Consider the following 22,270-nt stretch of genomic DNA (forward strand, 5'->3'; position numbering starts at 1 on the left):
TAGGCCGCGGGCTCATCCTGCACCGCCGGAGCTTTCGAACACCACAGATGCCTGCGGTGATCAGTATCCGGTATTAGACCCCGTTTCCAGGGCTTGTCCCAGAGTGCAGGGCAGATTGCCCACGTGTTACTCACCCGTTCGCCACTAATCCCCACCGAAGTGGTTCATCGTTCGACTTGCATGTGTTAAGCACGCCGCCAGCGTTCGTCCTGAGCCAGGATCAAACTCTCCGTGAATGTGTACCGGTAATCCGGTGCAACACCACGAGAGCGGAACAGTCAGGCGGAATAAGCCCGACCGTTCACAGCGTCCTCGCTGTGTTTTTTCAAAGGAACCTCGCCCCAGCAGATGCTGGAGACGGGGTATCAACATATCTGGCGTTGACTTTTGGCACGCTGTTGAGTTCTCAAGGAACGGTCGCTTCCTTTGTACTCACCCTCTCGGGCTTTCCTCCGGGCGCTTCCCTTCGGTCTTGCGTTTCCGACTCTATCAGATCTTTTCTCGACCCGATCCCCAGTCAGCGGGGCTCGTCTTCCGGGCCGTTGGCCCTTCCGACGTCTCCAACCTTAGCGCGGTCTCTCGGCGATTCCAAAATCGAAGCCGGTTTGGCGTCGATCAGATCGTCGAGCCCCAATTCGAATTGAATTCGGGCACGCCGAAATCAACCCCGTTGGGAGCGATCTTGCTGGTGGTTGGGTGCCGCTGGTGCGGCGGAAGTGCTGTCGCAGAACCGTTACGTCTCCGCGGCAACCCGAAGAACTCTACGGATCGAGCCGGGGGCTGTCAAGTGGCCCCTGTCAAGATCTTTTGTGCGGGCGTCAGTCCAGGTCGGAGAGGCGGCCGCCGGCGTCCGGCTGGGCGTGTTCCACCCGGCGCAGGAGCCGGGTGAGGACCTCACCCAGTGCCGTGCGCTCCTCCGGGGACAGGTCCTGGAGCAGGTCTTCCTCGAAGACCGACGCCAGGCGCATCGCCTCCAGCCACTTCTCACGCCCCTCGGGTGTCAGCTCCACGATGACTCGTACGCGGTTGGACTCGTCTCGCTCACGGGTGACCAGTCCTTCGCCGACCATGCGGTCGATCCGGTGAGTCATCGCGGCCGGGGTGAGACCGAGGCGCTTGGCGAGGTCGCTGGGGCCCAGACGGTAGGGGGCGCCGGAGAGGACGAGGGCCTTGAGGACCTCCCACTCGGCGTTGCTGATGTCGAGGGTCGCGGTCTGACGGCTGTAGGCGACGTTCATACGGCGGTTCAGGCGGGACAGGGCCGAGACGATCTGCTCGACCTGGGGGTCGAGGTCCTGGAACTCGCGCTGGTACGCGGCGATCTGCTCTTCGAGGGTCGGCTCACTGGGGCCGGGGGTGTCGCCCATGGGCCGCAGTATGGCACGGCCGCTCTTTGCCTTGAAGTCCTTGGATGTGTACTCTTTAGCTTCGAATTTTAGTTTCGAAGTCTTCACTCCTAACTTGTGAGAGAGGTGAACGTGACCAGGGCGATGGGCGCGGCGATGCGCCGGATTCACGTGGGCAACGCACTCAGCGCGTTCGGGCTCGGCTTCACCGTCCCCTACCTGTACGTCTATGTGGCGCAGGTGCGGGGACTGGGAGCCATGACGGCGGGTCTCGTACTCGCCGTCTTCGCTGTGGCCGCGCTGGTCGTGCTGCCGTTCGCCGGGCGGGCCATCGTCCGGCGCGGCCCGCTGCCGGTGCTGTTCGCCGCCCTGGTCGCCGCCGCCATGGGCGCGCTGAGCCTGGGGGTCGCGAGCAGTGCCGCGGCCGTGCTGGTGTCGGCGTCCCTGCTGGGGGCCGGGCAGGCCGTGATGCAGCCGGCGCTGGCGACGATGATCGTGGACTGCTCCAGCGCGGAGACGCGGTCGCGTGCCTTCGCCCTTCAGTTCTTCCTGCAGAACCTCGGGCTCGGGGTGGGCGGTCTCATCGGCGGTCATCTGGTCGATACGAGCAGTGCGGCGTCCTTCACGCTGCTCTTCGCGATCGAGGCGGCGATGTTCCTGCTGCTGGTCGTGGTGATGGCGACCGTGCGGATGCCGCAAGCGCCGCGGATCGAGGGAGCGCCGGCGGCGTCGGGCCGGGGCAGCTGGAAGCAGCTGCTGGGCAACCGGGCGATGGTGCAGCTGTGTGTGCTGGGCTTCGTGCTGTTCTTCGCCTGCTACGGGCAGTTCGAGTCGGGGCTGAGTGCGTACGGGGTCGAGGCCGCCGGGATATCGACGTCCGCGCTGGGGACCGCGCTGGCCGCCAACACGCTGGTGATCGTGGTCGCGCAGTTCGCCGTGCTGCGGTTCGTGGAGCGGCGCCGGCGGTCGCGGGTGATCGCTGCCGTGGGGCTGATCTGGGCCGTGGCGTGGGCCGTCGCCGGGTACGCGGGGCTCGGGCAGGGGAGCCAGGAGATGGCGACGGCCGCGTTCGTGTCGACGTACGCGCTGTTCGGGCTGGGCGAGGCGATGCTGTCGCCGACCGTGGCCCCGCTGGTCGCCGATCTGGCGCCGGAGGGCATGGCCGGGCAGTACAACTCCGCGTTCGCGCTGGTCAAGCAGCTCGCGCTGGCCGTCGGACCGGCGGTGGGCGGGCCGCTGGGGGCCTCGCTGCACGCGCCGTACATCGTGGCCTTCCTGTTGTTCTCGCTGGGGATCACCTTCCTGGCGGTGCGGCTGGGGCGGCATCTCACGGAGGTGCAGGATCAGCCGTGGCTCGCGAAGAGCCGGGTCGTGGCGCGGGGTGGGGCGCCCGTTTCCGCGGACGTCTGAGCCTCGACGCCCTCTACGTCGGCTGGGCGCGCGGTAGCGCGAACTCGCACCAGACCGCCTTGCCGCCGCCCGGTGTGCGGCGGCAGCCCCAGTTCGAGGCGATCGTGGCGACGATGGCGATGCCGCGGCCCGATTCGTCGCCCGGTTCCGCGCGGCGGCGTCTGGGGAGGTGGTCGTCTCCGTCGGTGACTTCGATGATCAGGCGGCGGTCGGTGCGGCGCAGACGCAGGCGCATCGGCGGGGTGCCGTGCTGGAGGGAGTTGGCGACCAGTTCGCTGGTCGCCAGGACGCCCAGGTCGTGCAGGTCGGCGGGGAAGCGCCAGCTGGTCAGGACGCCGGAGGCGAAGGCACGCGCGCGTGGGGCCGCTTCCACTCCGCCGAGGAGTTCCAGGGCGGCGTTGCGGAAGAGCTCGCTCTCCGGGCCCGTGCGGGCGGGGTGCTGGAGGACCAGGACGGCCACGTCGTCGTCGTGGTCGGGGGTCACGCCTGCCGAGCGGACCAGGCGGTCGCAGACGACCTGGGGCGTGCCGGTGGCGCCGGCCAGGGCGCGTTCCAGGGCGGCGATGCCCTCGTCCAGGTCGGCGTCGCGGCGCTCCACCAGGCCGTCCGTGTAGAGGACGGCCGTCGAGCCGGGGCTGAGGGGGATCGAGCCGGAGGTGTGCATCCAGCCGCCGGTGCCGAGCGGGGGGCCGGTGGGCTCGTCGGCGCGCAGGACCGTGCCGGTCTCGTCGCGGACGAGGATGGGGAGGTGGCCCGCCGAGGCGTAGACGAGCTTGCCCTCGTTCGGGTCGTGGACCGCGTACGCGCACGTGGCGATCTGGTTGGCGTCGATCTCGGCTGCCAGGCCGTCGAGGAGCTGGAGCACCTCGTGCGGGGGCAGGTCGAGGCGGGCGTAGGCGCGGACCGCCGTGCGGAGCTGGCCCATGACCGCGGCGGCCCGGACGCCGCGGCCCATGACGTCGCCGATGACGAGGGCCGTGCGGCCGCCGCCCAGGGTGATGACGTCGTACCAGTCGCCGCCGACCGCGGCTTCCGTGCCGCCGGGGTGGTATGTGGCGGCGATGCGCAGGTCGTCGGGTTCTTCGAGCTCCTGGGGGAGCAGTGAGCGCTGGAGGGTCACCGCGGTTTCGCGCTGGCGGCGTTCGCTGGCGCGCAGGCGTTCGGCGGCTTCGGCGTGGTCGGTGACGTCGGTGGCGAAGACGAGGACGCCGCGGCCGTCGCCGCCGCCCTTGCCGTCGCGTTCGGCGACCGGGGTGCAGGTGAAGGTGTAGGAGCGGCCGTCGGGGGCCTTGCGGGACTTGACCGTGCGGGGCTTGCCGCTGCGCAGGACCTGGTCCAGGAGGGGGAACAGGCCCAGTGCGTCCAGTTCCGGGAGGGCCTCGCGGGCGCGTTCGCCCAGGGGGCGTACGCCGAAGGCGGTGGTGTAGGCGTCGTTGACGTAGGCGATGCGGTGGTCGGGGCCGTGGACCAGGGCGACGAGGGACGGGACGCGGTCGAGGACCTCGCGCACCGGCAGTTCGTCGACGGCGGGTACGGACGGTGGTTCGTCGGTCAGTTGTTCGGCACGGGCGGCGGGTACGGAACCTTCCCCCCGCCGGTCCGGGGAGGCCGTCTGCTCGGTCCGCGCTGCGGCGCGGCGCTGCGTTCCGGGGAGCCGGGCGCTCCAGCGCGTGAAGTTCACGAATCCTTGCCTCGTGTAGTCGTCGGCGGCCGGCACCGGAACCGGCCGGGGCCCCGGGGGCCCGCACCGGGACGTGCGGTGGCACACCCGCGGTGGTGGAACAGTCTGGCAGTGCCCGGACCGGACCAACATCCGTCAGACGCCGGGCCGGCCGGTGGAGTTCCTGGGTCCGGTCAGGACGACCCCTTCGGGTTGTGCGGGGGGTCTTGGGAAGGCTTTCCACCGGCCGCGAGTTCGAACTCGGCCCGGGGGTGTTCGAGTGAACCCAGGGAGACGATCTCCCGTTTGAACAGGCCGGCCAGGGTCCATTCGGCGAGCACGCGCGCCTTGCGGTTGAAGGTGGGCACGCGGCTGAGGTGGTAGGCGCGGTGCATGAACCAGGCGGGGTAGCCCTTGAGCTTGCGGCCGTAGACGTGGGCGACACCCTTGTGGAGGCCGAGGGAGGCGACCGAGCCGGCGTAGGCGTGTTCGTACGTCTGGAGGGGTTCGCCGCGCAGGCTGTGCACGATGTTGTCGGCGAGGACCTTGGCCTGGCGGAGCGCGTGCTGGGCGTTGGGGGCGCACTCGCGGCCCGGTTCGGAGGCGGTGACGTCGGGGACGGCGGCGGCGTCTCCGGCCGCCCACGCGTGCGTGGTGCCCTCGATCGACAGTTCCGGCGTGCAGGTGAGGCGTCCGCGGCCGTTGCGCGGGAGGTCGGTGGCGGCGAGCACCGGGTGGGGTTTCACGCCGGCGGTCCAGACGACCGTACGGGTGGGGAAGCGGGCGCCGTCGCTGAGGACCGCCACCCGGTCGGCGCAGGACTCCAGGCGGGTCTGCAGGCGGACGTCGATGTTGCGGCGGCGCAGCTCGGTGACGGTGTAGCGGCCCATCTCCTCGCCGACCTCGGGCAGGATGCGGTCCGAGGCCTCGACGAGGATCCACTTCATGTCCTCGGGCTGGATGTTGTGGTAGTAGCGCGCGGCGTAGCGGGCCATGTCCTCCAGTTCGCCGAGGGCCTCCACGCCGGCGAAGCCGCCGCCGACGAAGACGAAGGTGAGGGCCGCGTCGCGGATCGCGGGGTCGCGGGTGGAGGAGGCGATGTCCATCTGCTCGATGACGTGGTTGCGCAGGCCGATGGCCTCCTCGACGGTCTTGAAGCCGATGCCGTGGTCGGCGAGGCCGGGGACCGGCAGGGTGCGCGAGACCGAGCCGGGGGCGAGGACGAGTTCGTCGTAGGGCAGCCGCTGCCCGCCGGTGCCCTCCTCCTCGGTGGCGAGGGTGGTGATGGTGGCGGTGCGTTTCGCGTGGTCGACGGCGGTGGCCTCGCCGATGACGATGTGGCACCGGTCGAGGACGCGGCGCAGCGGTACGACGACGTGGCGGGGCGAGATGGCGCCGGCGGCGGCCTCGGGGAGGAACGGCTGGTACGTCATGTACGGGTCGGGGGTGACGACCGTGATCTCCACCTCGCCCCGCTCCAGCTCCCGTCTCAGTCTGCGCTGGAGGCGCAGGGCCGTGTACATCCCGACGTAGCCGCCACCGACAACGAGAATGCGCGCACGTTCCTTCACCATCCCATGACGCACCCGCCGCTTGCGTTTGTCCACAGCCTCGACGAATTGTGTGACCGGAGCCGGAGAGCGCGCGGAGTTGGCCGGAATAGCGAGGTGCGGCGAATAAGCGCAGGTCAGCTGGGGTGGTACGGGGGGCGCACGGGGGCACATTCAGGACGTATGCGGCCCGTACTCCGATCGGTGGGCGCTCCGTGCGGAACGTGCCCCTTCTGAATTGACTCCCTCTCAACTATGTTCGTGTGTCGACGGGGTGTAGGGGGATGCGCTCACCGGGTCCGCGACGGGCGGGCCCGCGGACCCGAGCCTGTTCCCCAGTCCCGGCATCGAATGGCGGGGAGTGTCTCCGGGGGGAGACGTCATTACCGGGGGAAGCGTATGCATGTTCAGGACTCTCATTGGTCGTCCGCGTCTGCTCTCGCGGCGGGCGGCGCGACGATGAGCGCGACGGCGAACGGTCGCGGGGACGGCCCGCGGACGACGCCGCTGCGCGTGGACGCACAGCGCAATCTGGAGCACGTGCTGCGTGCGGCGCGCGAGGTCTTCGGCGAGCTGGGGTACGGCGCGCCGATGGAGGACGTGGCGCGGCGCGCGCGGGTCGGCGTGGGCACGGTGTACCGGCGGTTCCCGAGCAAGGACGTCCTGGTACGGCGGATAGCCGAGGAGGAGACCTCCCGGCTGACCGACCAGGCGCGTGCGGCGCTCGGGCAGGAGGACGAGCCGTGGTCGGCGCTGTCGCGCTTCCTGCGGACGTCGGTGGCCTCCGGCGCCGGGCGGCTGCTGCCGCCCCAGGTGCTGCGGGTCTCGGTCGGGGAGGACGGCTCCGGCGGCGCGCGGGTGCCGCAGCAGCGGACCCAGTCGGGGCCGGCGGAGCTGCGGCTGGTGCCGGAGGAGCCGATGGCGGTGGCTTCGGTGCCGGCGGTCGCGGCGGCGGACGACGCCGGGGCGTCGGCGCTGCTGGAGGTCGTGGGCCAGCTCGTGGAGCGGGCGCGTGCGGCGGGTGAGCTGCGGGCGGACGTGTCGGTGTCGGACGTCCTGCTCGTGATCGCGACGGCCGCGCCCTCGCTGCCGGACGCGGCGCAGCAGGCGGCCGCGTCGGCCCGGCTGCTGGACATCCTGCTGGAGGGGCTTCGGTCGCGGCCGGCGTGAGCTTCCGGGGCCCGGCGTGACGTCCGGGCCCGGAGCGAAAGGGGAACCTTCCCCGAATGAGTGTCGGTTAGTACTGGAGTGCGGCAAGTCCCCACGGATGAGTGATGGTCCGAACTCCGAGGACCTGACCAAAAGCCAATATGGCACTCTGACCCGGTGGTCTGGACGGGTTGGGCGGCTGGCGGGGGCTTTCCGCGATGAGCGTTGACGGGCGGGACGAGTCGAGCGGTGGCAGCAGCGGCAGCGGTGACGCGGCCGGCGGCCCGGTCCCGCCGCAGGTGCCGAGCCAGGGCGGTCGCGCGGGCGGCCCGCCGGGCGGGCACCCCGTCGACGACTCGGTCCCGGCCCAGCGCGCGGGGCGCGAGGACAGCGTCTTGCCGCCGCCCCGCGAGCTGCCGCCGTCCGACGCCGAGCTCATCGACCGGATGCGCTCGGGTGACGACACGGCGTACGAGGAGCTGTACCGGCGCCACGCGCAGGCCGTGCGCCGGTACGCCCGCACCTGCTGCCGGGACGCCCACACCGCGGACGACCTGACCGCCGAGGTCTTCGCCCGCGTGCTCCAGGCGGTACGCGGCGGCTCCGGTCCCCAGCACGCCGTACGCGCGTACCTGCTCACCTCCGTCCGCCGCGTCGCCGCCTCCTGGACGAAATCGGCGCGGCGGGAGCAGCTCGTCGACGACTTCGCGGTGTTCGCCACGCAGTCCGCCCGCGGCTCCCACGTCTCCGACGACGACACGCTCGAACTGGGCGCGGACGTGCGGGCGATGCACGAGGCCGAGCGGTCCATGGCCATGCGGGCCTTCCGGTCGCTGCCGGAGCGGTGGCAGGCCGTGCTGTGGCACACCGAGGTCGAGGACGAGTCGCCCAGTGAGGTCGCCACGCTCTTCGGGCTGGACGCCAACGGCACCCGCGTGCTCGCCAGCCGGGCGCGCGAGGGCCTCAAGCAGGCCTACCTCCAGGCCCACGTCAGTGACACGCTCACCGGCGACGGGGAGTGCGCGCGCTACGCCGACCAGCTCGGCACGTACGCCCGCGGCCGGCTGCGCACCCGTGCCGAGCGGGGGCTGCGCAAGCACCTGGAGGAGTGCGGGCGGTGCCGGCTGGCCGCGAGCCAGATCGAGGAAGTGGCCGGTGGCATCCCGGCCGTCGTGCCGGTCGCCGTCATCGGCTGGTTCGGTGCCGCCGGGTACGCCAAGGCGGCCGGTCTCATCGCCGGAGGCGCGGGCGCGGGAGCGGCCGGTGCGGCGGGGGCGGCCTCGGCGGCGGGCGGGGGCTCGTCGGGCGGGGCGGCGGCCACGGGCGGCGGTTCGTCCGGTGGGGCGGGCAGCGGTGGTGGTGCGGCGGCCTCCGAAGGGGTCGGCGCGCCGGTGAAGGCCGGTATCGCGGCCGGTGTCGTCGCCGTGGGCGTCGTGGCCGCGGTCGTACTGGCCCTGGCCGGCAACGAGAAGCCGGAGGAAGAGGCGCGGAGAACTCCCCCCGCCCCCTCGTCGCCGGTGGTGCGGCCCGGCGAGCCCACGCCCTCCCCCTCCGAGCCGGAACCCGGGCCACGGCCCCCGGCGATCGTGCCCGCGCGCGCCGAGACGCCCGCGCCGGCGCCGCCCTCCAGGACCAGCCCGGCTCCCTCGCCGTCCGCGACCCCGACTCGCTCGGCACCCAAGCCGCCGCCCGAGTCCCCGAAGCCCAGTCCGCCACCGCCCCCGGCACCCACACCCACACCCACGCCCACCCCGACCCAGGCGCCGCCGCCCCCGGCCGTCTACCAGTGGAGCGAACTGTCGTACGACGTCAGCGGCGACGGCACCGGGCCCGAGATGCGGATCGGCGCGAGCAGCTGGGTCTGGCAGCGCTACGGCATGTCGATCGCGGACCGGCGGTACGCGCACGGCGTCACCGTGCACGGCCGCTCCTCCGTCACCATCGACCTCAACCGCCCCTGCTCCTCGTACGACGCGCTCGTCGGCGTGGACGACCTGGCGCTGAGTCTCGGCAGGGTGTCCTTCTCCGTCTACGCCGACGGGGCCCGGCTGTGGCGGTCCGGGCCGGTCGAGGGCGGTGACCCGGCCGTCCCCGTCCATGTGAACCTCACCGGCCGCAGCACCGTACGGCTGGTGGTGGAACCGCACAGCGCCCTGGACAACGTGATGCCGGCCGACTGGGCGGAGTCTAAGTTCACCTGCGGTTAGCGGTGTACGCGCGCTGCGCCTCGGCCAGCTCGCGCAGGACGTCCTCCGAGGTGAGAGCGGTGCCGCGGGAGCGCTCCGCCGCGCTCCGGGCGCTGCCCAGGGCTGCGCGGGTCTCGGCGTCCGTCCGCTCCGCCTGGGCGCGCTCCGGCATGGGGCGCGGCCGGCCGGCCCGCCACTGGTCGCCCGCACCGAGCAGCCGTGCCGCGCGCGGGTAGTCGCCGAGGTCGGCCAGCAGCTCCGCCGCGCCGTCCGCGACCGTGGCCCGGATCGTGTCCGAGCACCGCTTGTCCACGGCCTCGCGCAGGGCTCCGGTCAGCCTGGGCAGGGCTGCCTCCGGGCCCGACTCGCTCGCCGTGATCACGGCGTCGACCAGATGCAGCATCACCAGGAACTGCGGCGGCGGTGTGCCGCGCGCGGCATCCACGCGCGCCGCCTCGCACAGGTCGCGCGCCCTCGCGGTGTGCCCTTCCTCGGACGCGATCTGGGCGCGCAGCAGCAGGACGAACGCCTTGGAGTCCGCCACGCCGTGCCGGTCGGCGGCGGCACTCGCCTCGTCCAGCGCCGCCAGCGCGGCCGGGCGGTCTCCCGCGCGGTAGGCGATCTCGGCGAGCCGGGCGATGAGGAACGGCGACTCCGTGTACGCGCCCACCTCGAAGGCGAGCCGCAGGGCCTCCTCGTACTCCCCCTTGGCCTCCTCGAAACGGCTGCGCGCCATGGCGGCCTCGCCGGCCGCGCTGCACACCTGGGCCCGCAGCCAGCGGTCACCGGAGCGGCGGCTGAGGACCCGCAGCTCCGTGAGGTCGTCGTCGACGCCCTCCAGATCGCCGGGGGCGTCGACGACCATGTGGGTGCGGAACATCAGGGCGACGGCGATCTCCCAGTCCCCGCCATGGGCCCGGCAGTGGGCGACGGCGGAGTCCATGACGTGCCGGACCTCGTCCTGATCCCGCCCGCCGCCCGCGAAGGAGGAGATCATCGGCCAGACGAGCCCCGGGAGCCGGGCGGCCCGCGGTCCGCCCTCCGCGAAGAACGCCCACACCCGCTCCACGTACGACGGCCGCAGCTCCATGAACCCCTGCAAGGGCCCCGCTTCGGCCATGAAGAACAGATGCATCATGCGCAGATCCATCCGCCGGGCGTGCAGCGGATGCCCCGCCTCCCCGCCCGGCGCGGCGAGGAAGTGGTCGACGGGATCCGGCAGGCCCTGCTCCTCACCGGACGGCGGACGACCGCCGGTATCGAGAGCCGCTCCCAGGCGCAGGATCCGCTCGAGCCACTCCATGCCCTCGTGCCGGTAGTTGCGCAGCCACCAGAACCAGCCCATGGCCAGGAGGACTGCGCCGGCCTCCTCCTCGTCCCCGGCGGTGAGAGCACGGTCGAGGGCCGCGCGGATGTTGTCCAGCTCGCTCTCCAGGCGGGAGATCCACGGCAGTTGCCCGGCGGAGCGCAGCAGCGGATCGGCCCGCTCGACGAGCGCGCGCACCCACGCCCGGTGCCGGCGCTCGGCCTCGGCGCGCAGCAACGGGGCCTCGGCGGCGCGCTCGACGGCGTACTCGTGGATGGTCTCCAGCATGCGGTACCGCATGCCGCCGGAGCCGTCCTGCGCGCTGGGCGCCGCCACGACGAGGGACTTGTCGACGAGCGCCCCGAGCAGTTCGGCGGCGGGCCCGCCGCACACCGCTTCGGCCGCCGCGAGGTCCCAGCCGCCCGCGAACACGGACATCTCGCACAGCACCGTCCGCTCGGCCTCGTCGAGCAGGTCCCACGACCAGTCGACGACGGCCCGCAGGGTCTGCTGGCGGGGCAGGACCGTGCGGCTCCCGGAGGTGAGGAGGCGGAAGCGGTCGTCGAGCCGGTCGGCGATCTGCCGGGGCGTGAGCAGCCGGAGCCGGGCAGCCGCCAGCTCGATGGCGAGCGGCAGCCCGTCCAGCCGCCGGCAGATCTCCGCCACCGACCGCTCGTCGCGGAGCACGGCGTCCGCGTCGGGACGGACGGCGGCGGCACGCTCCGCGAACAGCCGGCGCGCCTGCTCTGGCCGCAGCGGCTCGACCGGCCGCACCAACTCGCCCGGCACGCCCAGGGGTTCACGGCTGGTGGCGAGGATCGTGAGCCCCGGGCTGCGGGTCAGCAGGGTCTCGGCGAGGTGGGCGGCGGCGCCGATGACATGCTCGCAGTTGTCAAGGATCAGCAGCTGGCTGCGCGGGGCGCAGTACTCCACGAGCAGGGCGACGGGGTCGTCCTGCACGGCCGTGAGCTCGCTGGTCATCAGCACGGTCTCGCGCAGACCGAGCGCACTGACCACCGCTCCCGGCACCGCCTCCGGCCGGTCGAGCGGGGCGAGCTCGGCCAGCCATGCCTGCGGAAGCCCGGCGGCGGCCTCCTCGGCGAGACGGGTCTTGCCGGAGCCGCCCGGTCCGGTGAGGGTGACGAGGCGGGCCCTGTGCAGGTCGGAACGGATGGCGTCGATCTCGGGTTCCCGGCCGACGAAAGAGGTCAGACGGGGACGGAGGTTGCCGGTGCGCTCGGGCGGGGCGGGCGCGGGCCCCTCGTACGGCGCGGCCGTGCCGAGCAGTTCGGCGTGCAGGGCGCGCAGTTCGGGTCCCGGGTCGGTGCCGAGGCCTTCGGCGAGGGCGCGGCGGGCGGACTCGTACGCGGCGAGGGCGTCGGCCTCCCGGCCGGTGTCGCGCAGGGCGCGGATCAGGAGGGCGTGCAGCGGTTCGTCGTACGGGTGCGCGACGGTCAGTTCCCGCAGTTCCGGTACGACGTCCGGCGCGCGGCCGAGCCGTAGGCGGGCCTCGGCGCGGGCCCGGGTCGCCTCCAGGCGGGTCGCCTCCGGGCGGGTGGCGGCGGAGCGGTCGGGGAGGTCGGCGAGGGCGGGGCCGCGCCAGAGGGCGAGGGCGGCGTCGAGGTGCCGTTCCGCGAGGGCGGGGTCGTCTGCGGCGAGGGCGCCGGAGCCCTGCCGGACGAGCCGTTCGAAGACGAAGAGGTCGATGTCGTCCTGGGTCGCCGCGAGTCGGTAGCCGCCGGTCTCCGAGGTCACGGCCCCCTTGCCGAGCGCTCGGCGGAGCCGGCCGACCAGGGCCTGGAGGGCGGCGGGGGCGTCCTGGGGCGGGTCGTCCGCCCAGACCTCGTCGATCAGCGTCTCGGGTGTCGTGACGCGGGAGGGGCGCAGGGCGAGGGCGGTGAGCAGGGCACGGACGCGGGGGCCGCCGACGGGTATGACCGTGCCGTGCTCGTCCTCTGCCGTGGTGACGCCCAGGATTCTGTACCGCACCGGGTTATTGTCGCTGGGTTCTGACCGAGGGCCGGGGGTTTTCGGTGCGGGGTGTTGCTGGGGGCTGTTGTGCAGGTGCCAGGTGCGTGCTCGGTGCTCGGCGTTGTCGTGAGGGCCGGGGCGTCGCGCAACCCGGCGCCGCGGGGTGCCGCTGCGCCCACCCGTGCCGCCCCAGCGGCACGACTGCCCGCAACTAAGCGGGACCAGCGGTCCGCCTCCACTCGCCCGCACCCGCGCACGGCGAGAAGGGGCCGTGTCGGGGGGTGTCCGCCCGCAGCGGTTGGCGCGTCAACGGACAGTCAGTCGGCGTCCAACCCCATCGCGCCGTTCCGAGGACGGACACCCCCCGGCGCGGCCCCGACCCCCCACCCGGCACTAGGCGCAACGCGCACCCCCACCGAAGCAGCCACAGGCCGCCGCAGGCACCCCACCCCACCGCCGGAGGCACCCGCCGCGGCACGCCCTACCCCCGCCGCCCCCCACCGGCCCCCGCCCCCAACGCCCCCCGCTGCGGCGCGACCCCCGCCGGTACCGCTCGCTGTCGCGCCGGCGTGCCCGTCCAGCACGTGCCGCGGCGGGCCAGCAGCCGTCGAAGCCACAGTTCCAGGGAGACCAGGTCGGCGAGGCCGTCCAACGGGAGGGGCTCGCCCGCCGCCGCGCCCCGCAGGGCCTTGCGGACCACCCGGGCCTCGACCAGCCCCGCCTCCGCCAGCAGCGGCGTGTCGAACAGCGCGACCAGCGAGTCCGCCGCGACGCGAAGCCCCGTACGCGCCGCGGCCGCCGTCGTCGCCTGGGTCGGCGCGCCCCACCCGGCCGGCAACTCCCGCACCCCGGCCCCCTCCAGCACCGTACGCAGAATCGCCGCCCGCGCCCCCGGCCGCACCCGCAACGCCTCGGGCAGCGCCCGGGCGGCGCGGACGACCTGGTTGTCGAGGAACGGCGCGTGCAGCCGCTGGAAGCGGATCTCCGCGGCCTGCTCCAGCACCCGCAGGTCCGCCGCGTGCCGCGCCAGCGTCGCCCGCGCGCGGAAGTCACCCGGCCGCTGCCCCGGCCCCACCAACTCCGACCGGTGCCTCGACGCCTGAAGGCGAACCGATACTTCAGCGAGCGCCTCACCGGTCAGCCAGCGCGCCGCCGGCCCGGGTCTGCCCCAGGTCAGCGCGGCGAGCGAGGCCTCCACCGCCCCACCGGGCGCGTCGAAGCCGTCGTCCGACCGGTGGTCGAGGAGGCGCTCGGCCAGGGACTCCAGCCCCGCCCGGTACGGCGTACGGGACAGCCGCCGCGCCGCCGCGTACACGCGCGCGGGGACCAGCACCGAGCCGTCCGCCTTGGCCAGCGCGGCGACCGGCCGCACGAGATGACGCCGCTTGCGGTCCATCAGCAGGTCGGCCAGCCGCGCGGGATGGGCGTCCAGGACCTGCCGCGCCCCGTACCCCGTGAAGTGGTCCGCGCTGCCGGACGCCAGCCGCGCCCGGTGCCGGGCCGCCGACACCAGGGACGGCCCGGGTTCATCGGTGAGCGGGCCCTCCAGGTCGGCGTACGGGAGGGTCTCCTCGCCGCCCGCCACGACCACGTGGTGCAGCCGCGGGTTCGCCGCCAGCGCCCCGGCCCGCTCCAGCTCGGCCTCACGCCCCCCGACGGCCAGGTCGTTGAACGTGACCGCCAGCAGCCGCTCCCCCGCGCCCGTGCCGTGCCCCAGCACGGTGCCCGGCATCCCGGGCAGCCCCGCGGCCAGCAGCGCCAGCGTCCCCGAGGCCGGCCCGCCGGACAGGTCCGCCCCGATTCCCGGCACCGGCATCCCCCGCGCGGCACGCCGCTCGGCGGGCCCCATGCCGGGCACCGGCCCGGGGTCGATGTCCGCCCCGGGAACATGCCGCGGCGCGGACAGCCGCGTCCGTACGGCCTCCACGAGGGCGTCCCGTACGGCGTCGACCGCGCTGTCCGGATCGGCCGGCGGGGCGGCGACCGCCAGCGAGGCGACGGGCTCGTACCCGGCGACCTCCCGCGCCCCGGCGCGCAGGATGAGCGCATGCCCCGGCGGAATGCGCTTCACGCCGTCGTACGGCGTGGAGTCGTGGAGCGCGGCGGGCACGTCAGGGGCGGCCAGCAGCGCGGCGAGGTGCCCGAAGTCGAGGTTGGCCTCGATGAGGTCGGCCAGCGGCAGCGCGGCCGTCGCGTACGCCGTGCCGCCGGCCCAGGGGGTGTAGAACACCGGCCGCGCGCCCGCGAGATCACCGCAGACGGTGATCCGCCTGCCGACCTGCACGATCGCGGTGTAGCTCCCGGACCAGGCGGTCAGATGCCGAAGTGCCCCGCCCCGCGCGGCGAACAGCGCGACGCGCAGCTGCTCGTCGGTGGCGCCGCAGATGCCGAGCACGGCGATACGGGTGCGGTCGTCGGCCGTCACGACCCGCACCTCGTCGGGGCGCCAGTCGCCGACGGCCCACAGCGGATCGGGGTCGCCCCACAGGAGTTGGGACCCCACCGGGTGCAGCGTCTCACCCTCGTGCCCGGTGGCCCCCGCCGAACCGGCAGCGACGGCTCCCGCGGCGGTGCTGCTCCATCCCACCAACCACCGCATCGCCGCCTCCACAGGCTGTGGACAACCAGTGCACCGTACGAACCGGTTCACCATGCTGCCATGAAGGAAGCGCTCCAGAGGGTGCCCGCGCCGCTTGCGCTCCGCCGAATGCGCCCCGGCGGAGCCACCCACGCCGTCCGGAACTCCCCGAACACCCGCACGCCACAAGGAGAGAGGACGCAGAAGCAGGCACGGAAGACGTGCGGAGAGGATGAGGGACTGGACGGACCGAGAAGACGCGACCCAACCGTCGGCCCAACCGCCGCCGACCCAACCCCCGCCGACCCAACCGCCGCCGACAAGAAGAAACAGCCAAGAATCAAGGCCCGCCAGCGACACGTCTCCCCTGGGACCGCGACGCGAATGCGCCCCCGATACGCGCCCTAAACACGCCCGATGCGCCCTCAAGTACCGTGGTCGGAGCCCTGATACCCCGCGAACGACGGGGTCGATTTTCGGCCAAATCGCCGACATGCACGCAGAGTCGAACACTCTCCGTACAGGCTCCGCGTACCACCACCCGGTCGCGTAGTCCGGGAGACGCGGCACGCCTCCCGGACCGTTCCGCCGCCCGCGGGGATGGAGGCGGCGGTGTCCCCCAGCCCACTGGATCCAGTACAGCGGGCCGACCCACGCAGTGACCATGGAACCGCTCCCGCGATGGCCGGAGAAGAGCGCACGGGCGGGCGCACGGCCACACAGCGGGAGCACGCCGCAACTGCCCGTATCTGAACCGCACTTCAGTACGGACCACAATCCCGCCAACCGGAACAATGCCCCTTAACGCTTGGGATGCGGCGAACTACGCTGGGTTTACGAATGCCGCACGGTTATGCCAGCGCGGCAGCCGTCTGTGTCGAGGGGTGGCGCATGTCCAGGGAGCAACGCGGGCCGAACGAAAAACTCGGCGCCGTTCTCGCCCTCGCGGGAATCAGCAACGCGGGCCTCGCGCGACGCGTCAACGATCTTGGCGCTCAGCGAGGGCTGACGCTTCGCTATGACAAGACGTCGGTGGCGCGCTGGGTGTCGAAGGGCATGGTGCCGCAGGGTGCGGCGCCGCACCTCATCGCCGCCGCCATCGGCCAGAAGCTGGGCCGCCCGGTGCCGCTCCACGAGATCGGCCTGGCGGACGCGGACCCGGCGCCCGAAGTCGGCCTCGCCTTCCCCCGGGACGTCGGCCAGGCGGTGAAGTCCGCGACGGAGCTGTACCGCCTCGACCTCGCGGGCCGCCGCGCCGGCTCGGGCGGCATCTGGCAGTCGCTGGCCGGATCGTTCGCGGTAAGCGCGTACGCAACGCCCGCCTCACGATGGCTGATAACCCCGGCCGACAGTTCGGTCGCGCGTGACGTGGGCCCCGGCGAGGGCTCCGGCGCACCGCTCAAAGTCGGCCACAGCGATGTGCAGAAGCTGCGGGAGGCCGCCGAGGACGCGCGGCGCTGGGACTCCAAGTACGGCGGTGGCGACTGGCGTTCGTCGATGGTCCCCGAGTGCTTAAGGGTCGAGGCCGCCCCGCTCCTGCTCGGCTCCTACTCCGACGAGGTCGGCCGGGCCCTCTTCGGTGCCTCCGCCGAACTCACCCGGCTCGCCGGCTGGATGGCCTTCGACACGGGCCAGCAGGAAGCGGCCCAGCGCTACTACATCCAGGCCCTGCGCCTGGCCCGCGCGGCGGCGGACGTCCCCCTCGGGGGCTACGTCCTGGCCTCCATGTCCCTCCAGGCCACCTACCGCGGCTTCGGCGACGAGGGCGTGGACCTCGCCCAGGCCGCCCTGGAACGCAACCGCGGCCTGGCGACGGCCCGCACCATGAGCTTCTTCCGCCTCGTCGAGGCCCGGGCACACGCGCGTGCCGGTGACGCCCAGGCGGCCGGCGGCGCCCTGAAGGCCGCCGAGAGCTGGCTGGAGCGCGCCCGCCCCGGCGACAACGACCCGAGCTGGCTCGGCTTCTACTCCTACGACCGTTTCGCCGCCGACGCGGCCGAGTGCTATCGCGACCTGAAGGCACCCCGCCAGGTCCGCCGCTTCACGGAGCAGGCACTCTCGAAGCCCACCGAGGAGTTCGTCCGCTCCCACGGCCTGCGCCTGGTCGTCTCGGCCGTCGCCGAACTGGAGTCGGGCAACCTGGACGCGGCGTGCGAGCAGGGCGTACGGGCGGTGGAGGTCGCCGGGCGCATCTCCTCGGCCCGTACGACGGAGTACGTGAAGGATCTCCTCCACCGACTGGAGCCGTACGGCGACGAGCCGCGGGTGGTGGAGCTCCGCGAGCGCGCGCGGCCGCTGCTGATGGCCCCTGCCTGAGCATGTACCTGCCTACCGCCCGACTCCGCGTTTGAAGCCGCTGTCAGTGGCGCAGTGCACTATCGGTAGCGGGAGGTGGTGCGGGTGCGGACCCCATACGACTGTGACGTGCTGGTGATCGGCGGCGGGATCGTCGGCCTGTCGACGGCCTACGCGATCACACGCGCCGCACCGGGCACACGTGTCACCGTCCTGGAGAAGGAACCCGGCCCGGCCCGGCACCAGACCGGCCGCAACAGCGGCGTCATCCACAGCGGCATCTACTACCGGCCGGGCTCCCTCAAGGCGCGCTACGCGGTGCGGGGCGCCGCCGAGATGGTCAAGTTCTGCGCCGAGTACGGCATCCCGCACGCGGTCACCGGCAAGCTGATCGTCGCCACCGACCGCTCCGAGCTGCCCCGCCTGCACGCGCTCGTGCAGCGCGGCCGGGAGAACGGCATCCCGGTCCGGGAACTGGGCGCGTCCCAGATCGCCGAGTACGAGCCGGAGGTGCGGGGCCTCGCCGCGATACACGTCGGCACGACCGGCATCTGCGACTTCGTCGCGGTCGCCCGCCAGCTGGCCCACGGCTCGGGTGCGGAGATCCGCTACGGCACGCGGGTCGTCCGCGTCGACCGCCGCCCCGAGCGGGGGGTCGCGGTGCTCACGGCCGCCGGGGACGTCGTACGCGGGCGGGTCCTGGTGAACTGCGCGGGCCTGCACTGCGACGAGATCGCCCGGCTGACCGGGGACGACCCGGACGTGCGGATCGTGCCCTTCCGCGGCGAGTACTACGAACTCGCCCGGCCGGAGCTGGTCCGGAGGTTGGTCTATCCCGTGCCCGACCCGGCGTTCCCCTTCCTCGGGGTGCACCTCACGCGCGGTATCGACGGGGGTGTCCACATCGGCCCCAACGCGGTGCCTGCGCTGGCCCGCGAGGGGTACGGCTGGGGCACGGTCCGCTGGCGCGAGCTCGGCTCGACCCTGACCTGGCCGGGCTCCTGGCGCATTGCCCGCCGGCACTGGCGGTACGGGGCGGGTGAGCTGCGCCGGTCGCTGTCCAAGGGCGCCTTCACGGAGGCGGTGCGCAGGCTGCTGCCCGGGGTGTCCGAGGACGACCTGGTGCCGACGGCGGCGGGTGTGCGGGCACAGGCCGTACTGCGTGACGGAACCCTGGTCGACGACTTCCTGATCCGCGAGGCCCCTCGGACGGTCCACGTGCTGAACGCGCCGTCACCTGCGGCTACGGCGTCCTTGCCGATCGGCAGGGAGGTGGCGCGCAGGGCGTTGAGCGCGCTGTGAGTGTGCCGGCTGCTCGGCGTCGGCGCGGAGGCCGGGTGGGTGCGCAACTCGGCGCGACGAGGTGCCGCTGCGCCCACCCGTGCCGCCCCAGCGGCACGACTGCCCGCAGCTAGGGCAGCGACCACGCGCCCGCAGCGGTTGGCGCGTCAACGGACAGTCAGTCGGCGTCCAACCCCATCGCGCCGTTCCGAGGACGGACACCCCCCGGCGCGGCCCCGACCCACACCCGGCGAAAAGGCGCAAGCGCACGCCCCCACCCACCGGCCGTAAAATCGGCCTCACTGTGTCTGACTCCGCGAACACCCCCGAACCCCCGCCCCACACCCCCGGTGTCTCCCTCCGGCGCACCCGGGCCAAGGGAGAGCCGCGCTTCCCCGACGGGCCGAAGGCCGACCCGGCCGGGTCGCACTTCGAGCGGCGGATCCGGAGTTTCCAGCCGCGGCGGAGCCGGGTCACAGCCGGCCAGGCGGACGCCCTCCAGCGGCTGTGGCCCAAGTGGGGCCTCGACATCGACGGCAGCCGAACCCTCGACCTCCCCGACCTGTTCGGCAACGACAACCCCGTCGTCCTGGAGATCGGCTTCGGCATGGGCGAGGCCACCGCCCAGATGGCCGCCGCCGACCCCACGACCAACATCCTCGCCGTCGACGTCCACACCCCCGGCCAGGGCAACCTGCTCAATCTCGCCGACCGGAACGGCCTGTCCAACATCCGGGTCGCCAACGGCGACGCGATCATCCTGCTCCGCGAGATGCTCACCCCGGACTCCCTCGACGGCCTGCGCGTCTACTTCCCCGACCCCTGGCCCAAGAAGCGCCACCACAAGCGCAGACTCATCCAGCCGGCCTTCCTGACCCTGGCCGCCACCCGCCTCAGGCCCGGCGCGATCCTGCACTGCGCCACCGACTGGGAACCGTACGCCGAACAGATGCTCGACGTACTCACGGCCCACCCCGACTTCGAGAACACGCAGGCGGACGGTGGTTTCGCGCCGCGCCCCGACTTCCGTCCCCTGACCCGTTTCGAGGGCCAGGGACTGGACAAGGGACATGTCGTGAACGACCTCCTGTTCCGCCGCGTACAGCACGTGGACCAACCGCACATGGACCAACCCCCCGCCGGCGCCTGACCGCACCTGGCACGTCTCCGCCTGCGGACAACGCCCATCCGTCGTTAGGGTCAATGCCGTGGCCACCAGCCCCCCACACCCGTCGTACCCCAGCGGTCCCACCGACGGCGCGCCGACGGCCGGCGCACCCCCCGCCGGCACCCTGCGGCACGCCCACTGGTGGCAGCGCGCCTGGGTGCGCTACGGCGCGCTGACCACGCTCCTCGCGATCTCCGGCCTCGTCATCCTCGCCCTGGTCCGCGAGGAGACGGGCACGGAGGGGTTCCTGGTCGGGCTCGGGCTGGCCATCCTCCCGGTTCCCCTGCTGATAGCCGCGTTCCGCTGGCTGGACCGGGTCGAGCCGGGCCCCTGGCGGAACCTGGTGTTCTCCTTCGCCTGGGGCGCCTGCGCGGCGGCGCTGATAGCGATCGTCGCCAACAGCTTCGCGACCCGCTGGATAGCGACGGCGACCGCGGACCCGTCCCGTGCGGACACCCTCGGCGCGACCGTCATAGCCCCGGTGGTCGAGGAGTCGGCCAAGGCGGCGGCCGTCTTACTGGTCTTCCTCTTCCGCCGCCGCGACTTCACCGGCATCCTCGACGGAGTCGTCATAGCCGGCGTCACCGCCACCGGCTTCGCGTTCACGGAGAACATCCTCTACCTGGGCACCGCCTTCGGCACCGACCAGCTCACCGGCCACACGGGCATCGCCTCCGTCACGGCGGCGACCTTCTTCGTGCGCATCGTCATGTCGCCCTTCGCGCACCCGCTCTTCACCGTGCTCACCGGCATCGGCTTCGGCATCGCCGCGCTCTCGGCGGACCGCCGCCCCGTCCGCCGCGTCGCCTTCCCGCTCTCCGGGCTGCTGCTCGCGATGGGCATGCACGCGATGTGGAACGGCTCGTCGGCGTTCGGCGAGTACGGCTTCTTCGCCGTGTACGCGGCGTTCATGGTGCCCATCTTCGGGCTGCTGACCTGGCTGGTGATCTGGACGCGCCAGCGGGAGCTGCGGACCGTGCGCGCGGAGCTGCCCGCCTACGCCGTGGCGGGCTGGCTGGCACCGGCGGAGCCGTACGCGCTCGGCTCGATGCGGGCCCGGCGGATCGCCCGCCAGTACGCCCGCCGGCACGCGGGCAGTGCGGCGGCCCGGGCGGTGGCGCAGTACGAGGCGTACGCGACGTCCCTCGCGTTCCTGCGGCACCGGGCCCGCCGCGGCAGCGCCGGGTCCGGCTTCGCCGTACGGGAGCGGGAACTCCTCGACGAACTGTGGCGACGCCGGGAGACGGCCCGCCCCGCGCTGGACCACGCGGCGCGGATCACGGCCCCTCCCGTCCCGGTGGCGGCACCGCCCTGGCCGGTGTACGGGGTGTACGGCTACGGCCAGCAGCCGACGCCCTGCGCGTACAACCCGTACCGTTCCTAGACGGCCTCGTCAGCAGCCTCAGGCCGAAGCCGTTGTGAGCCGCTCCACCTCCGCCGCCGAAAGCGTCAGCTCCCCCACCCCCAGCAGGGCGGGCAACTGCTCCACCGTCCGCGCGGACGCGATCGGCGCCGCCACGGTCGGCTGCGCGGCGAGCCAGGCCAGGGCCACCGTGGCGACGGGCACGTCATGCGCAGCGGCGACCTCGTCGAGGGCGGCGAGGACCCGGCGTCCCCGCTCGGTCTCCAGGTGCCGCGCGGCGCTGCCGGCCCGCGCGCTGTCGACGGTCGTACCGGGCCGGTACTTGCCCGTGAGGAAGCCGGACGCGAGCGCGTAGTAGGGGACGGCCGCCAGGCCGGTCCGCTCGGCCAGGTCCTGGAGCTCACCCTCGTAGGTGTCGCGGGAGACGAGGTTGTAGTGGGGCTGGAGGGCCACGTACCGGGCGAGCCCCTCGCGGTCGGAGAACTCCAGGGACGCCCGCAGCCGCTCCGCCGAGATGTTGGAGGCGGCGATGTACCGCACCTTCCCGGCCTTCACGAGTTCGTCGAGGGCGCCGATGATCTCCTCCACCGGCACCTCGGGCTTGTCGTAGTGGGTGTAGTAGAGGTCGATGTAGTCGGTGCCGAGGCGGCGCAGGGAGGCGTCGGCGGCGGCCTTGATATTGGCGGCGGACAGGCCCTGGTACTCCGGGTGCTGGCCGACCTTCGTGGCGACGACGACGTCCGCGCGGTTGCCGCGCGTCCGGAGCCACTTACCGAGGACGGTCTCGGACTCGCCGCCCTGGTTGCCGTCGGCCCACGCCGAGTACACGTCGGCGGTGTCGACGAAGTTGCCGCCGGCGGCGGTGTAGGCGTCGAGGACGGCGAAGGACCGGTCCTCGTCGGCGGTCCAGCCGAAGACGTTGCCACCGAGGGCGAGCGGGAAGACCTCGAGGTCGGAGGAGCCGAGCTTGCGCAGAGAAGTCATGCTCTACGTCAACGACCGTACGG

13 protein-coding genes and 1 rRNA gene are annotated in these 22,270 nt (G+C 73.2%); 7 read left to right on the forward strand and 7 right to left on the reverse strand.

Annotation, left to right across the window (positions count from 1 at the left end):
* A 16S ribosomal RNA gene (locus IE255_RS25060) occupies positions 1 to 236 on the reverse strand; the annotation flags it as partial.
* 582 nt (positions 237 to 818) lie between these two features.
* Positions 819 to 1,367: a MarR family winged helix-turn-helix transcriptional regulator gene (locus tag IE255_RS25065; RefSeq protein ID WP_190052642.1), complete on the reverse strand. Its 549-nt coding sequence runs from the start codon at positions 1,365 to 1,367 to the stop codon at positions 819 to 821.
* Positions 1,368 to 1,490: 123 nt separating this feature from the next.
* Here IE255_RS25065 and IE255_RS25070 point away from each other — a divergent pair, with 123 nt between their 5' ends.
* Entirely contained in the window at positions 1,491 to 2,756 is a 1,266-nt protein-coding gene (locus tag IE255_RS25070) for an MFS transporter (RefSeq protein ID WP_190052953.1), read from the forward strand.
* Between the two features lie 13 nt (positions 2,757 to 2,769).
* Here the strand turns inward: IE255_RS25070 and IE255_RS25075 are convergent, their stop codons facing one another.
* A complete protein-coding gene (locus IE255_RS25075) occupies positions 2,770 to 4,437 on the reverse strand; it encodes an ATP-binding SpoIIE family protein phosphatase (RefSeq protein ID WP_190052643.1) in 1,668 nt (555 codons plus the stop codon).
* Positions 4,438 to 4,610: 173 nt separating this feature from the next.
* Positions 4,611 to 5,990 carry an NAD(P)/FAD-dependent oxidoreductase gene (locus IE255_RS25080; protein ID WP_190052644.1) on the reverse strand — a complete coding sequence of 460 codons (1,380 nt, stop codon included), beginning with the start codon at positions 5,988 to 5,990 and terminating at the stop codon, positions 4,611 to 4,613.
* Positions 5,991 to 6,365: 375 nt separating this feature from the next.
* Here IE255_RS25080 and IE255_RS25085 point away from each other — a divergent pair, with 375 nt between their 5' ends.
* Positions 6,366 to 7,136: a TetR/AcrR family transcriptional regulator gene (locus IE255_RS25085; protein WP_190052645.1), complete on the forward strand. Its 771-nt coding sequence runs from the start codon at positions 6,366 to 6,368 to the stop codon at positions 7,134 to 7,136.
* 197 nt (positions 7,137 to 7,333) lie between these two features.
* Complete coding sequence (locus IE255_RS25090; RefSeq protein ID WP_190052646.1) at positions 7,334 to 9,322, forward strand: sigma-70 family RNA polymerase sigma factor; 1,989 nt, start codon at positions 7,334 to 7,336, stop codon at positions 9,320 to 9,322.
* Here IE255_RS25090 and IE255_RS25095 read toward each other — a convergent pair.
* Complete coding sequence (locus IE255_RS25095) at positions 9,309 to 12,596, reverse strand: AfsR/SARP family transcriptional regulator (RefSeq protein WP_190052647.1); 3,288 nt, start codon at positions 12,594 to 12,596, stop codon at positions 9,309 to 9,311. The genes IE255_RS25090 and IE255_RS25095 overlap by 14 nt on opposite strands.
* A gap of 463 nt (positions 12,597 to 13,059) precedes the next feature.
* Positions 13,060 to 15,177: an asparagine synthase-related protein gene (locus IE255_RS25100; protein WP_190052648.1), complete on the reverse strand. Its 2,118-nt coding sequence runs from the start codon at positions 15,175 to 15,177 to the stop codon at positions 13,060 to 13,062.
* An 870-nt stretch (positions 15,178 to 16,047) separates the two neighbouring features.
* Here IE255_RS25100 and IE255_RS25105 point away from each other — a divergent pair.
* From IE255_RS25105 to IE255_RS25120, 4 genes are all read left to right on the forward strand, one after another.
* On the forward strand, positions 16,048 to 17,472 hold the full coding sequence (locus IE255_RS25105) for an NsdA family TPR-like regulatory protein (RefSeq protein ID WP_010044958.1): 1,425 nt from the start codon (positions 16,048 to 16,050) through the stop codon (positions 17,470 to 17,472).
* A 75-nt stretch (positions 17,473 to 17,547) separates the two neighbouring features.
* Positions 17,548 to 18,753, forward strand: a complete 1,206-nt coding sequence (gene lhgD / locus IE255_RS25110) for an L-2-hydroxyglutarate dehydrogenase (protein ID WP_190052649.1) — start codon at positions 17,548 to 17,550, stop codon at positions 18,751 to 18,753.
* A 283-nt stretch (positions 18,754 to 19,036) separates the two neighbouring features.
* Entirely contained in the window at positions 19,037 to 19,882 is an 846-nt protein-coding gene (gene trmB, locus IE255_RS25115) for a tRNA (guanosine(46)-N7)-methyltransferase TrmB (protein ID WP_190052650.1), read from the forward strand.
* A gap of 58 nt (positions 19,883 to 19,940) precedes the next feature.
* Positions 19,941 to 21,284 (forward strand): PrsW family intramembrane metalloprotease, encoded by a 1,344-nt coding sequence (locus tag IE255_RS25120; protein ID WP_190052651.1) that lies wholly within the window; start codon positions 19,941 to 19,943, stop codon positions 21,282 to 21,284.
* Between the two features lie 18 nt (positions 21,285 to 21,302).
* Here the strand turns inward: IE255_RS25120 and IE255_RS25125 are convergent, their stop codons facing one another.
* The gene (locus IE255_RS25125; RefSeq protein ID WP_190052652.1) at positions 21,303 to 22,247 is read right to left on the reverse strand and encodes an aldo/keto reductase; all 945 of its coding nucleotides are present in this window, start codon (positions 22,245 to 22,247) and stop codon (positions 21,303 to 21,305) included.
* Between the last annotated feature and the right edge of the window lie 23 nt (positions 22,248 to 22,270).

It is taken from the genome of Streptomyces lomondensis (assembly GCF_014651035.1).
GTDB lineage: Bacteria > Actinomycetota > Actinomycetes > Streptomycetales > Streptomycetaceae > Streptomyces > Streptomyces lomondensis.

Excerpts from the sequence above, each read along its gene's own strand:
- IE255_RS25070 (WP_190052953.1), top strand. The coding sequence starts at position 1,491 with ATGGGCGCGGCGATGCGCCGGATTCACGTGGGCAACGCACTCAGCGCG.
- IE255_RS25080 (WP_190052644.1), bottom strand. The coding sequence starts at position 5,990 with ATGGTGAAGGAACGTGCGCGCATTCTCGTTGTCGGTGGCGGCTACGTC.
- IE255_RS25085 (WP_190052645.1), top strand. The coding sequence starts at position 6,366 with ATGCATGTTCAGGACTCTCATTGGTCGTCCGCGTCTGCTCTCGCGGCG.
- IE255_RS25090 (WP_190052646.1), top strand. The coding sequence starts at position 7,334 with ATGAGCGTTGACGGGCGGGACGAGTCGAGCGGTGGCAGCAGCGGCAGC.
- IE255_RS25065 (WP_190052642.1), bottom strand. The coding sequence starts at position 1,367 with ATGGGCGACACCCCCGGCCCCAGTGAGCCGACCCTCGAAGAGCAGATC.
- IE255_RS25105 (WP_010044958.1), top strand. The coding sequence starts at position 16,048 with ATGTCCAGGGAGCAACGCGGGCCGAACGAAAAACTCGGCGCCGTTCTC.
- IE255_RS25125 (WP_190052652.1), bottom strand. The coding sequence starts at position 22,247 with ATGACTTCTCTGCGCAAGCTCGGCTCCTCCGACCTCGAGGTCTTCCCG.
- IE255_RS25100 (WP_190052648.1), bottom strand. The coding sequence starts at position 15,177 with ATGCGGTGGTTGGTGGGATGGAGCAGCACCGCCGCGGGAGCCGTCGCT.